The following is a 13,016-nucleotide window of genomic DNA, read 5'->3' on the forward strand; positions in this document are numbered from 1 at the left end:
GCCGCCCATCCGGTCGAGCTGTACGCGGCGGACATCGATCCGGGCGCGGTCCGCTGCGCCCGCCGCAACCTGGCCGGCGCCGCGGCGCGGGTCTTCCAGGGCGACCTGTTCGGCGCCCTGCCCGCGGAGTTGCGCGGCCGGGTGAACGTGCTGATCGCCAACGTTCCGTACGTCCCGACCGGCGACCTCGGCCTGCTGCCGCCCGAGGCGCGACTGCACGAGGCCCGCCCCGCGCTGGACGGCGGGGCGGACGGGCTGGACGTGCTGCGGCGGGTGGTCGCCGAGGCGCCGCAGTGGCTGGCGCCCGGTGGGTCGCTGCTGTTCGAGACCAGCGAGCGGCAGGTACCGACGGCCCTCGCGGTGACCCGGGCGGCCGGGCTGGCGGCGGTGGCGAGCCGGCAGGAGGAGCTGGACGCCACGGTGGTCGCGGCGACGCTGCGCTGAACCGCCCTGCTGCGGAGATGAGTTCGGCTGCGGCCCGGAGACGTGGGCCCGGCCACCGTTCCCCTGTGACGGTGGCCGGGCCTGGTCCGGTCAGATGTGCGTGCCGTACACGTGGTCGACCGGGATGGTGAGGAGTACCCGGCGGTCGGCGACCATCACCTTGCGGTACTCCGTCCAGTCCGGGTGCTCCCCGGCGGCGCGCCGGTAGTAGTCCACCAGCGCCTCGACCTCCGGCCCGTCGGGGTCGGTGCCCGGCCCGGTCAGGGCGGCCACGCCCTCGGCGGTGGCCCAGGAGCGGCCGTCCGGCCCGGTCACCTCCAGGCTGGCCCGCGGGTCCCGGCGCAGGTTGGCGGTCTTGGCCAGCCCGTCCCGGGTGGAGATCAGGATGGCGTTCGCCGCCCGGTCGTAGAACGGCATGACGGGGGAGAGCTGCGGGCGGCCGTCCGCCTTGATGGTGGCGAGGACGCCGAGGCGGCTCTGCGCGAGCAGCGCGTACGGATCGAAAGGAGTGGCGGTCATGGGAGCATCATCGGCCTTCACACCGGTGTGAAGGCAAGGTCCGCCACGCGTGTTGGGCGCAGGAGGCTCCGCATGATGGCACGGTCGGCGAGCCGGTGCGGGGGGTTCGGAAATTCGCCGTGATCTTCGGTGCGAGCCGTTAGGGTCGGTCCGAGTGTTGTGACGGTCCGTCATCGAGTGCGTACCGTCCGAGCCGAGGGGGCACCGCACGATGGGACGCGAACGCAGGCCGGTGGAACTGCTGGAGTTCTCCGACGACCTCCACACCGACGACGTCACCCCGCTGCAGGCCTTCCTGGCCGCCCGCCTCCGCGAGGTGGTCGAGGCCCAACCCGAGGACAGCAGCGCCCGGTTCGCCGCCGAGCGGCTGGCTGAGGTCACCGCCGGGGACTGCGTCTTCCTCTCGGACGTCCTGGTGGCCTGGGAGGAGGTGGTCCTGGAGGGCCGCAACGACGAGCCCGGCTGGACGCAGCGGATGCGCCAGGACGCCATGCTGTGGTGGGAGCGGCTCTGCGAGACGGCGGACCGGTTCCGCGACCACCCCGACCACCGCTCCCGCTGGCGCCCGCTGGCGTACATGAACCTCGCGCACGCGGAGCTCATGGCGGGCCTGACCGACCGGGCGGGCGGCGTGTACGGGGAAGGGGCGCACCCGTGATCCCGGACGGCCGGGGGCGGTGGCCGTAGACGGCGCCGTCTGTCGGTGCCGGCTGGTACGGTCCCGCGCATGAGCAATCGTGTGCCCTTCACGGGTGCGGAGAAGGAAAGCCTCCATGCGGCGCTGGACCGGCACCGCGATGCGGTGCTGTGGAAGGTGGAGGGGCTGGACGACGAGCAGCTGCGCCGCCCGATGACGCCCTCCGGGACGAACCTGCTGGGGCTGGTGAAGCACCTCGGGGGCGCCGAACTCGGCTGGTTCCGGGAGACGTTCGGCCGGGACACCGGTCCGCTGCCGTTCGACATCGACGCCGACGAGACCTCCGACATGCGGGTGGAACCGCACGAGTCGACGGCGGACGTCCTGGCGTTCTACGCACGGGCCCGGGCCGGCGCCGACGAGGCGATCCGGGCGCTGACGCTGGACGACCTCGGTACCTCCTGGTCGGGCAACACCGTCTCGCTGCGCTGGGTGCTGATCCACATGACCACGGAGACGGCGCGGCACGCCGGGCACATGGACATCCTGCGCGAGCTGATCGACGGCGGGACGGGGGACCACGACCGGAGCTGACCCCGGACGTTGCTCCCGCCCGGCCCGCCCCCGGGCCCGGCGCTCAGACCGTCAGCTTCCGGACGGCCCGGGCCAGCGCCTGCGCCGTGCGCCGGACGTCCGCCTCCGTGGTACGCCAGTTGCTGAACGCCGCGCGCAGGGCGGGTCGGCCCGCGTGGCGGGTGGGAGTGAGGAAGGCCTCGTCGGCCAGCTCGGCGGCGAGCGCGGCCAGCCGCTCGGGGGTCGGGTCCGCGGTCAGCGAGAAGCAGACCACGTTCAGCCGCACCGGGGCGAGCAGCTCCAGGCCGTCGGTCCGGGCGACCTGCTCGCCGAGCGTCCGGGCACCGGCGATGCAGCGTTCCACGATCTCCCGGTGCCCGGAGCGGCCGTACGCCCGCAGGGTGAACCAGGCGGCGAGGGCGCGCAGCCGGTGGGAGTTCTCCGGCGTGAGGTGGACCAGGTCGGGGTGCTCGCCCTGGGGATACCCCCGGCCGGAGGCCGGGGAAGGGCCGAGGTAGGCGGCGGCGTTCCGGAAGACCCGGGCCTGGAGGTCCGGGCGGCGGGTGAACTGCACGGCGCTGTCGTACGGCACGTTGAGCCACTTGTGCAGGTCGACGCAGACCGAGTCGGCGAGGTCCAGTCCCGCCACCAGCTCCGCGTGCTCCGGCGACAGCGCGGCGAAGGCGCCGAACGCGGCGTCCACGTGCAGCCAGAACCCGTACCGCTCGCGCAGCGCGGCGATCGCCCGCAGGTCGTCGAAGTCGACGGTGTTGACCGTCCCGGCGTTGGCCACCACCACGCACGGCCCCTGAGCCCCGGCCAGCGCCCGCTCCAGTGCGGCCACATCCACGGCCTCCCGGCCCGGCAGGACGGGCACCGCGCGCAGCGCCGTCCGGCCCAGGCCCAGCACCGACAGCGCCTTGGCGACGCTGGAGTGCGCACTGCCCGACAGCACCCGGACCGGGCCCAGGGCGCCGACCCCGTCCTCGGCGACGTCCACGCCGAGCCGCTCGCCCAGCCACTCGCGGGCGATCGCCAGCCCCACCGTGTTCGACATCGTGGCGCCGCTCACGAAGGTGCCGTGGTGCGCCGCCGAGAGCCCGAACAGCTCGCGCAGCCAGCCGACCGTCTCCCGCTCCAGTTGCTGACCGGCCGGGTCCAGCGAGGAGTTGGAGTTCTGGTCCGCGGCCGAGGTCAGCCAGTCGCCGGCGAGCGCCGCCGGTGTCGCCCCGCCGGTCACGAACCCGAAGTAGCGCGGACCGGCGCTCGCCGACAGCCGCGGCTCCCAGCGCTCCGCGAACTCCGCGAGCGCCGCCCGCACCCCGCCGCCCTCCTCGGTGAGCGGCGCGACGGTGGGCGGCTCGGCCCGTTCGACCACGGGCCGCTCGTCGAGACCCGTCAGGAAGGCGAGCGCCCGCTGCCGGGTCTCCTCCAGGAGTTCGGGCATCCGGCCCAGATCGGCGGCGAGTTCGGGGTGCATGGCGCTTCTCCGTTGATCGACTGTGCGCCGAGGCTAACCACCGGGGCCGCCGGTGTCCCGGTCCAATCCGGAACGGGTGGCCCGGAAGGTGCGTCAACCGGCCGATGCCGCCGGTGCTTTGGACCTGTAGGTCCAATTCCCGAGGCCTACCGGGCTTTCCGCCGCCCCAGGGCCTGTCTGCGAACTCCCGTCGTCCGCCCGCAGACGGGGGTTTGAGGACAGGCGCTAGCAGCAAGGCCGAGGGTTCTGGGGCGAATCCCAAGGAATTCACATCCTTCGACTCAAAACAACCCCGGATGGGAATTTCCTGTCGGTCCCTTGACCTCTCCGGAGGGGGCGGACGATGATCACCGTGCACCGCGAGCGAGCAAACGTTCCATTGTCGGGCGGATTTTCGATCCGAGACTTCAGGGAGGTGCAGGGCTGTGCGTTCCATCACCGCTCCCGTGGCGGCACCCGTGGCGCCGGGGCGTTTTCCGCTGCTCGGCCACCTGCCGCAGCTGGCCGTCAAACGGGTGGAGTTCCTGCAGTCGGTCAGGGCACACGGCGACATCGTCAGGATATTCCTCGGGAATCGGCCGGTGTTCGTCCTGAACTCGCCGCAGGCCGTCCACGACGTTCTCCTGACGCAGAGCAGGAAGTTCGGCAAAGGGCTGCTGTTCGACGTCGCGCGGCCTTTCATCGGGAACGGCATCATCACCTCCGAGCGGGATTTCCACCTTCGCCAGCGGCGGGCGCTCCAGCCGGCTTTCCGCCGGGACGCCATCGCGGCGTGCGTCGGCACGATGACCGACATCGCTGAGGAGCAGGTGTCGGCCTGGCGCCCCGGCGAGGTGATCGCCATGGACCTGGTGCTGCGTCGGCTGATGACGGCCATGCTCGTGGCGACCCTGTTCAGCACCGAACGCCCGGACGGCGCGGACGCCGTCGCCGAGCTGGGCGAACGCGTCGGCGAGCACCTGACCACGGTGATGCGCGGGGTCTTCGTGGGCACCGTGCTGCCCGCTCCGATCGCGTCCTCGCCCGCGCTGGGCCACCGCAGGTACCTGGCCGCGGCCGCGGCGCTTCGCGAGCTCGCGGACACCGCCGTCCGGCAGGCCCGGGAGGCGGGGCAGGAGAGGCAGGGCGGCACCGACCGCGGGGACCTGCTGTCGATCATGTTCGCCGCCACTCCGGGCAACCCGCGGGGAATGACCGACGTGGAGGCCCGCGACGAGCTGTTGTCCCTGCTCATGGCCGGCGCCGAGACCACGTCCACCACGCTGGCCTGGGCGCTCCACGAGATCGGCCGGCGTCCGGAGCTCACCGAGCGGATCAGGACCGAGTGCGAAGCGCTGCCCGCCGGCGCCCTGCCCGGCGCGGCGACGCTCCCGTTCACCGAGCGCTTCCTCCGGGAGGTGCTGCGGCTGCACCAGCCCAGCTGGCTGCTCATGCGGCGCGCCCTGGAGCCGGTGCGGGTCTGCGGGGTCGACCTCCCGCAAGGGGCGGAGCTGATCTACAGCGCGCTGACGATGCACCGGGACCCGGCGCACTACCCGGACCCGCTGCGGTTCGACCCGGACCGGTGGCTCGACCGTACCGAGAAGGACCTTCCGCCGGGCGCCTACGTCCCGTTCGCGCTGGGCAACCGGAAGTGCATCGGGGACCACTTCGCGATGACCGAGATGCTGGTCGTGCTCCGCTCGGTCGTCTCGCGGTGGCGGCCGCGGCCGGTCGAGGGGCACCGGGTCCGCCCCGTGGTCCACGCGCTGATCCGGCCCAACGCGCTGCCCATGCGCGTCTCATCCTGGCCGGCCGACTGAACCGGCCCCGTTCCCGAAGGTGCGCCACACCATGACATCGACGGCAGAGCCCCTGTTCGTGGACCCCGGGGCACCGGCCCAGGCCCCGGCCCTCGACTCCGTTCCGTTTCCGCGCCGGATCAGCCCGGACTTCCGGGCCGCCCACGACCGCCACCTCGGCTGGCCGGAGTCCTTCGGCTTCCTGTCCACGGAAGCGGAGCGGGCCCACCACCTCAAGGGCCAGTTCCCGCTGATCGCGGCCATGTTCTATCCGAACGCGACCGGGAGCGAACTGGACATCGGAGTCGACCAGCAGAGCTGGTACTTCCTGTTCGACGACGCGCTCGACGAGCAGTGGGGCGGGTCGCCCGAGCGGGTCCGCCACCTCGTCGGACTCGTCAAGGAGGGCGTCACCGGCGAGGCGTCCCCGCTGCCGCTGGCCGGGGCCTTCGCCGACATGCGACGGCGCAGCTGCCGTGACATGCCTGCGGACTGGATCCAGCGATCGGCGGCCCACTGGTCCTCCTACCTCGACCACCACGTCCACGAGGCGCGCAGCCGGCAGGCCGGCACGCCCATGTCGCTGGGCGCCTACCTGCGGGTCCGGCGCCACACCATCGGCGTGGCACCGGTCGTCGACCTCGCCGAGCGGCTGTCCTCGTGCGTCCTGCCGGACCACCTGTACGCGCTGCCGCACCTGTCGGTCATGCGCGAGATGACGAAGACCTTCATCATCTGCGACAACGACATCGTCTCCCTGGACAAGGACGCGGCCCTGGGCGAGCAGAACAATCTGGTGCTCTGCCTGGAACGGGAGCACGGGCTCTCCCGGCCGGAAGCCGTCGACCGGGCGCTGCACCGCCGCAGCGAAGCACTGGAACTGTTCACCGGTGCCCACCGGGCCCTGCTCGGCACCGCGGCGACCGGCCACCTCGACCCGGCCGAACGCGACCTGCTGCACCGGTACTGCACGGAGGCGCTGCACACCACCATCCGCGGCGCATACGACTGGCACCACGCCTCCACCCGGTACCGCGGGTAGGCCCTGCCCGCCCCGTTCCACGACCCGCGTTCCCGGGACCGACACAGCTGAGGAGCCCGCACCATGCCCGATCGCCGCTCGGCGTCCTTCGTCGCCTCCGAACGGGACCGGACCTGCCCGTTCGACCCGTCGCCGGACCTGCGCCGGATGCGCGAGGAGGACGGCCTGCCGCGGCTGCGGGTGTCCCATCCGGTGCGCGGTGAGATCGAGGCCGTCGTCATCACCAGGTACGGCGACGTCCGGGCCGCCTTCGCGGAGGAGCGCCTGGTCACGGGCAACGGCATCGACCCGTCGCTGCCGCGCACCCTGTTCAACCACCCGGGCTTCCTGCCCGCCTACAGCGGCCCGGAGCACATCCGCCTGCGCCGGATGCTCACCGGCAGCTTCACCGTCCGTCAGGTCGAGCAACTGCGGCCCGCGATCGAGACGATCGTCTCCGGCCATCTCGACGCGATGGCGGAGCAGGGGCCGGGCGTCGACCTGGTCGAGGCGTTCGCCCTGCCCATCCCGTCGCTGGTGATCTGCGAACTGCTCGACGTCCCGTACGGAACCCGGGCGATGTTCCAGCGCTGCTCCCAGGTGATCATGGACGGTACCGTCGATGCCGAACAACTGGTTGCCGCCTCGGCCGAGTTGAACGCGGCCATGGCGGACATCGTCGCGCGCAACCGGGCCACCCCCGGTGACGGCGTGCTGGGTGCGGTGGTGCGGCAGCACGGCGCGGAGCTGACCGATGAGGAGCTCATCGGCTTCGGCACCACTCTCCTGGTCGGGGGACACGAGACCACCGCGACCATGCTCGCCCTGAGCGTGCTGGCCCTGCTCCGCCATCCGGAGCAGCTCGCCGCCCTGCGCGACGACCCGGCGGTCACCGGCACGGCCGTCGAGGAACTGCTGCGCCATCTCGCCATCCCCGCGCCGCTCCTGCGCACGGCCGTGGCCGACGTCGAGATCAACGGCCACCGGATCGCCGAGGGCGAGCACGTCCTGCTCTCCCCGCTGACCGCGAACCGCGACCCCGAACTCGCCCCCGAGCGCCCCGACGACCTCGACCTGCACCGCCGCCCGGTCGCCCAGCTGTCCTTCGGCTTCGGCGCCCACCAGTGCCTCGGGCAGCAACTGGCCCGGCTGGAACTGAAGATCGCCCTGCCGGCCCTGCTGCGGCGCTTCCCCGCCCTGCGGCTCGCCGTCCCCGAAGCCGGCCTCCGGTTCCGTGAGGGCTCGACGGTCTACGGTGTGGAGGCGCTCCCGGTCGCCTGGTGACCGGCACCCCGCGCACGCCCGGTGAGGGAGCTCAGCGGGAGGCTGCGCGGGGGAGTTCGGCGGGGCGGACGGCGGGGCGGACGGCGGGGGAGGCGAGGGCCGGAGCGGCGCCGAGGCCGGAGAGGGTGCCGCAGCATCGGAACTTCGGTTCAGATCCTCGGGGCGGTGTGACAGGACACGCTTGTCGGTCACGGGACACGTTCGGTGGCCACTGTCCCGAAACCCGGATGCGCTTCCACCGGGGCAGCTGCCATCCTCGGCCGCATGCCAGCCCGTAACCACCGACTGCCGCGCGATCTGGCGTGGCCGCTCACCCCGACTGACATCCGCACCGTCCTCGGAGCGCACGAGACGGACGCGGCCGACCTGGATTTCGACAACCGCCCGTGGGAGGACGGGACCGCGTTGCACGTCGAGTGGGTGCCGCGCCTCTCCTCCAACTACGGCGGCGGTATCCATCCCACGTGGTGGTGCACGGTACGGATCCGTGTCGCCCCGCTCCCGGCCGCCGACCGGGCTGCGGCCCGACACATCCTGCGGCAGAACGCGCTTCCCGAACTCGCGGCCTGGATCAGTGCCGCCCGGCACGCGCCGGAACCCTGGACCCTGTCCCGGCACAGTCGCTCCTGGCGGCCCGAAGGCAGCAGCACGGCCCACCGCGACGACCAGCAGCCGTACCTCTGAACCACCCGTCGACGGGCGAGAGCCGTCACACGGTCGAACTTCGCCGAGACGGGGCAGCCGCACCCCGGTCACAGGCGGCTCGTCGAGGCGTCGGACGACGGTCAGCGCAGGGTGACCTCGCGGGGGCCGTTGAAGGGGGCCAGGGACAGGACGGTCTTCGGGGTGCGCAGGGCGTCGTGTTCGGTGAAGAGGCGGCGGACGGCGGGCAGGTCGATCGGGCCGACCGTCAGGTGGGCGACCTCGTCGTACGGCGTGTGGGGCGTGTTGGTGGAACCCGTGCCCCAGGTGTCCCAGAGGAGGGTCTCGACCTTGTTCAGGGCGGCGAGGTCGAGACGGGTGGAGTGGGCGACGAACCACTCGCCGTTGAGCGGGCCCTCCTCCGGCGGGTGGACGCCGAAGGAGGAGGCGGCGGCCCGGCCGGAGCGGATCGTGCGCCAGGCCCGGCCGGCGACCAGGAAGCGGTCGCGCGGGACGTCCATCGGGTCGAAGTCCACCCGCCAGGCGGCGGCGACCCTCGGATCGGCCAGCTGCGGGTCGGCGAGCAGCCAGCCGCGTCGGTCGTCCCAGTACTCGGTGGCCACGTGGTCGCCGTGGAAGCCGTCCGGGCCGAGGTAGTCGGCGAAGCCGCAGCGCAACCGGGCCGGGACGCCGACGTGGCGGAGGAAGGAGCAGTGCAGCAGGGCCAGGTCCCGGCAGACGCCGACGAAGCGGTCGGCGGGCGCCCGTGGATGGTTCAGCGGGGCCGGGTTGCGGTCGGTGATCAGGTGCAGGATGTCGTCGAGGTAGCGCGTCTCGGCGTCGTGGTGGAGCCGGCCGGCCGGGATGGGGTGGTGGAACAGCTCGCCTTCGAGGCGATGGATGATCAGGTTGCGGGCGATCCGGGAGAGTTGGCTCGGATCGCCGGGGAGATCGGCGTAACGGGGGAGGTGGGCACCGGGGTCGGAGAAGACGCTCTGCCCGAGGTAGAAGGCGGGGAAGTCGGCGGAAGGCACGGAGGAACTCCCATGGGGCTTCGGCCGCATGATCGATGGCTGGGCCGCTGGTCCTCACCGTGGCAAATTTTGGGGGCGGTTGTCCAGAAGAGTCCGATGGGCAGGGGTGGTTCGGCGGATCGGCGGATCGGCGTGGTTCGGCAAGTGGGGGTGGTTCAGCGGGACGGGGTGGGGACGCCGCCGCCGTCGACGTGCTCGACCCGGACGCCGGGCAGGGAACGGGACCAGGCCTTGGCGAGCGGGGCGAGCCGGGCGGCGGGGAGCGGAGCGGGGCCGAGGCCGATCGGGAGGTGGGCGCGGCCGTCGGCGGTCCGGTACGGGTGGGGCCAGGCGTGCAGCCTGGTGGCCCCGGCCTCCTCCAGGGCGGCCAGCAGGGCGCGGATGCGGCCCCGGACGAGGCCGAGCGACTCCTCGTCGGTGCTGACCACGGCCCAGGCGGCGTGCCGGCGGTGCAGCGGGGGAGCGGCGAGCAGGGCGGGCCAGGGGTCCTCGCGGCCTTCGGCGCTCTCGGCGGTCAGTTCCCAGGCGTGGAAGAGCTCCTCGGTGAGCAGATCGCGGGTGTCGGCGCTGACCTGGGTGGTGCAACTGCGGACCGGGGCGGAGGGGGTGAGGACGGTGAGCGGGCCGGACGGGGGAGGCGTCGGGGCGGTGGTGAGGGCGACGGGCCGGCGCCAGTCCCAGCCGGCCCAGGTCTCGGTGAAGCGCTGGAAGAGGTCGTCCTCGGGGCCGCCGGCCGCGTCCAGGACCGTCCGGGCGGCCAGCACCGACCAGGCGAGCGAGGGAACTTGGCCGAAGGGCGCGGAGTCCAGGCCGCGCGCCCGCGCCCAGGCCTTGACCTGGCGCGCCAGCCGGACGAAGGTGGCGTGCCGGGCACCGAGCGCCGCAAGGATCGCCTCGGCGTCCGTGACCGCGCTCAGCGCGACTGCTTCCGCCTCGCCCAACTCCGCACGGCGGTCGACGGCTTGGGCCGGGTCGAGCGGACCGGTGAAGACCACCACGAGGTCGACCGTCAGGCCCTCGGCGGTCAACCGCAGTCCCGGCACCCGGGCACCGCGCACCTCGTGCAGCCGTAGGGCCTCCGGCAGCGCGGCGGCCACCCGGGCGCGGACGGCGGGCAGGTCGGCGGGGCCGGGCAGCGCCGCCACCAGGTCCAGGTCGGCGCCGTCCAGCTGGCAGCCGAGCCGCCGGGAGCCGACGGTGTGCACCACGCCCTCGGGCAGGGAAGCCGCGATGCGGCGGGCCAACGCCCGGGCAGCGGCCGTTCGTCGAGCCGACTCCGGGGCCGGCGAGGCGATCAGCCGCTCGGGCACCGCCCTCGTCTCGCCCGTCCCCAGCGAGACCACCGCGCGCGGGCGCATCGGCTCGGCGCCCCGGCGGGAGAGCACGACCAGGTCGCCGACCCGGGCCGGTAGCCCGGTGAGCCGGGCCGCGCAGTCGGCGGCCACGCGCTGCGGGTCGTCGCTGCGCCCGAGGGTCAGATGCGGGGTGAAGCCCTCCGCCCGGCCGCGGCAGCGGGGGAAACGCCGCTCCAGCGCGTGCCGCAGCGCCGCCCAGGGCGTGGGGGAGGCGGCGGCCGGGTCCAGCCAGACAGTGGCGTCCTCGCGGTGCCCGAAGGTGTGCACGCCCTCCAGCCGCGCGGTGAACGGCGCGACCTCGGCGGCGGCCGCGGCCAGCAGCGGCAGGGCGCGGTCGAACTCGGACTCCGGGACGAAGCCGAACAGCAGGTTGACATGCGGGGGCCAACGGCGCAGCTGAGGGTCGTACGTCTCGCGCAGCCGCTGGATCGGCGGCCACAGCTCCTCGGACGGCAGCCAGGCGACGGCGGTGCGGGCGGTGGGCACGGCGGCGAGGACCTCGGGTGCGCCGCCGTCGGCGTCGTCGCCGTCGAGGGCGAGGTCGACGGCCACGCCGTAGTGGTCGGAGGGCAGGAGTCCGTCCTCGGCCGGGCGGTCGCCGAGCAGGACGGCCGCGGTGGCGCGGGTGCCGCCGGCGCGGTGCAGGACGCGGTCCAGGCGGCCCGGGCGGCCGGTCAGCGAGGAGACCGCGGCGAGCGGGTTGGCCGTCGGGTCGAAGGTGGGGGTGTCGTCGGCCGGCCCGTGCACCTGCGTCCAGGCGTCCCGCAGGCCGAGCGCGCCGGCCGGGCCGGCCGGCCCGGAACGGCCGTCGTTGAAGTCCCCGAGCAGCAGCAGCTCGCCCTCGACGCCTGCCAACCCCTCGGCCAGTCGGGCGAGTTCGGCCTGGCGGCGGCCGGCACCGTCGGGGGAGTGGTCGCTGCTGAGGTGCACGGCGGCGACGGTCAGCGGCGCGCCCGCCGTCCGTACCGACACGGCGGTGACGGCCTTGTGCGGGCCCAGCGCGTGCCGCCCGGCCGCCTGCACCGGCAGTCGGCTGAGCAGCAGCAGGCCGTGATCTTCGACCTCCGGCCCGAGCGGGTCGGCGGCCAGGGTGTACCCGGCGCGGACCCAGGGGGCCGCCAGCAGCAGGGCGACCAGGGCGGGCTCGACTTCCTGGAGGGCGATGACGTCGGCGTCGGCGGCCGCCAGCGCGGCGAGCAGCAGCGGGCGGCGCCGGGCGGTGGCGATCCGGTCGGCGTCGTAGCGGTCCCACAGGGTGTTCCAGGTGACCACGCGCAGGGCGGCCGCGGTCGGGACGTCCCGGGTGGCGTCGGCGGGCCGCCAGCCGCCGTCCCGGTGCCAGGCGTACGGGGTGGTCGCGGTGAAGAAGGGCGTGGGCAGGAGGGGCGGGTCGGTGCGGCGCCCGGCCTCGGTGGTGTCGAGCAGGTCCACGCCCGAGGCGCGGTCCCAGACCCGTATGCCGTCCGCCTCGACCCAGTGCACCCGGTGCCAGGGGATCTCACCGGAGGCCGCGAAGGCCTCCAGTGGGACGCGCTCGGTGCGGTCGTCGCGCTGGCGCACGCCCAGGGTGAACCGGGCCGGATCGAAGCGGGCGTCCCAGCGGATGCGCTGGCAGATCTGTTCGATGGGGCGCATCATCAGTCCTCCTGCTCGTCCAGCGTGCCCGCGGTGTCCTCCACGGTGCCACCGGGGCCGACGTACCAGGTGCGGTGCGCCTGGCCGGGGTAAGGCGGGCCGAAACGGTGCAGCTGCGCGCTGAGCACCTGGGCGGGCACCGGGTGCGGCCGGACGGCGTTGCGGCGCAGGAGTTCATCCTCGCCGACCACCAGCACCACCTGGGTGACCAGGGCGTCGCGACGCTGCGCGACGGCGTGGACGTGGGAGCGCTGCCGGCCGTTGAGCGAGGTGGCGTCCCAGACGACGGTGGCGCCGGTGGTGTCCGCGGCGGCCAGGGCGGCGTCCAGCCGGGCCAGCCCTTCGCGCAGCACCTCGGCGTTGTCGCGCTGGTCGGCGCGCGAGCCCCGTGCGGCGCGCAGGTCGTCCAGGCTGATCCTGACGGCCACGCCGTCGAGCCCGGCCGCGAAGCTGCTCTTGCCGCTGCCGGAGGGGCCGCACAGGTGGACCAGCCGGGGGAAGCGGCCGTCGCGCCGGCGCCAGGTGGCCGCCACGGCCTCCTCGGCGGTGGCGATCCGGCCGAGCGCGTACGCCTCGCGGGCCTGGGCCCAGCAGCGGTCGGCGGCGTCGCG

11 protein-coding genes and 1 pseudogene are annotated in these 13,016 nt (G+C 74.0%); 7 read left to right on the plus strand and 5 right to left on the minus strand.

The window, feature by feature from the left end; all coding sequences use genetic code 11:
• Positions 1-444 (plus strand): annotated as a pseudogene (locus tag KS423_RS22990) (putative protein N(5)-glutamine methyltransferase); the annotation flags it as partial.
• Positions 445-534: 90 nt separating this feature from the next.
• Here the strand turns inward: KS423_RS22990 and KS423_RS22995 are convergent.
• Complete coding sequence (locus tag KS423_RS22995) at positions 535-963, minus strand: PPOX class F420-dependent oxidoreductase (RefSeq protein ID WP_224281488.1); 429 nt, start codon at positions 961-963, stop codon at positions 535-537.
• Positions 964-1,174: 211 nt separating this feature from the next.
• On the opposite strand from KS423_RS22995, the gene KS423_RS23000 reads away from it, so the two are divergent.
• Together KS423_RS23000 and KS423_RS23005 are read left to right on the plus strand one after the other, a co-directional pair.
• On the plus strand, positions 1,175-1,621 hold the full coding sequence (locus KS423_RS23000) for a hypothetical protein (protein WP_224281489.1): 447 nt from the start codon (positions 1,175-1,177) through the stop codon (positions 1,619-1,621).
• Between the two features lie 69 nt (positions 1,622-1,690).
• Positions 1,691-2,194: a DinB family protein gene (locus KS423_RS23005; RefSeq protein WP_224281490.1), complete on the plus strand. Its 504-nt coding sequence runs from the start codon at positions 1,691-1,693 to the stop codon at positions 2,192-2,194.
• A 43-nt stretch (positions 2,195-2,237) separates the two neighbouring features.
• On the opposite strand, the gene KS423_RS23010 is transcribed toward KS423_RS23005, so the two are convergent.
• Positions 2,238-3,653 (minus strand): pyridoxal-dependent decarboxylase, encoded by a 1,416-nt coding sequence (locus KS423_RS23010; RefSeq protein ID WP_224281492.1) that lies wholly within the window; start codon positions 3,651-3,653, stop codon positions 2,238-2,240.
• Positions 3,654-4,099: 446 nt separating this feature from the next.
• On the opposite strand from KS423_RS23010, the gene KS423_RS23015 reads away from it, so the two are divergent.
• The 4 genes from KS423_RS23015 (at position 4,100) to KS423_RS23030 (ending at position 8,423) form a co-directional block, all read left to right on the plus strand.
• Positions 4,100-5,455 (plus strand): cytochrome P450, encoded by a 1,356-nt coding sequence (locus KS423_RS23015; protein WP_224281494.1) that lies wholly within the window; start codon positions 4,100-4,102, stop codon positions 5,453-5,455.
• A gap of 31 nt (positions 5,456-5,486) precedes the next feature.
• On the plus strand, positions 5,487-6,476 hold the full coding sequence (locus KS423_RS23020; RefSeq protein WP_224281496.1) for a pentalenene synthase: 990 nt from the start codon (positions 5,487-5,489) through the stop codon (positions 6,474-6,476).
• A 63-nt stretch (positions 6,477-6,539) separates the two neighbouring features.
• Entirely contained in the window at positions 6,540-7,739 is a 1,200-nt protein-coding gene (locus KS423_RS23025; protein WP_224281498.1) for a cytochrome P450, read from the plus strand.
• A 264-nt stretch (positions 7,740-8,003) separates the two neighbouring features.
• Positions 8,004-8,423, plus strand: coding sequence for a hypothetical protein (locus KS423_RS23030; RefSeq protein ID WP_224281500.1), 420 nt, complete (start codon positions 8,004-8,006; stop codon positions 8,421-8,423).
• Between the two features lie 101 nt (positions 8,424-8,524).
• Here KS423_RS23030 and KS423_RS23035 read toward each other — a convergent pair whose 3' ends face one another.
• From KS423_RS23035 to KS423_RS23045, 3 genes are all read right to left on the minus strand, one after another.
• Positions 8,525-9,415: a transglutaminase-like domain-containing protein gene (locus tag KS423_RS23035; RefSeq protein WP_224281501.1), complete on the minus strand. Its 891-nt coding sequence runs from the start codon at positions 9,413-9,415 to the stop codon at positions 8,525-8,527.
• Between the two features lie 155 nt (positions 9,416-9,570).
• The gene (locus KS423_RS23040; protein WP_224281504.1) at positions 9,571-12,405 is read right to left on the minus strand and encodes a poly(A) polymerase; all 2,835 of its coding nucleotides are present in this window, start codon (positions 12,403-12,405) and stop codon (positions 9,571-9,573) included.
• A 2-nt stretch (positions 12,406-12,407) separates the two neighbouring features.
• Positions 12,408-13,016 (minus strand): ATP-binding protein (locus KS423_RS23045; protein WP_224281503.1); only part of this gene is annotated, 609 nt, incomplete at its 5' end.

Source organism: Streptomyces sp. LS1784, from assembly GCF_020103755.1.
GTDB lineage: Bacteria > Actinomycetota > Actinomycetes > Streptomycetales > Streptomycetaceae > Kitasatospora.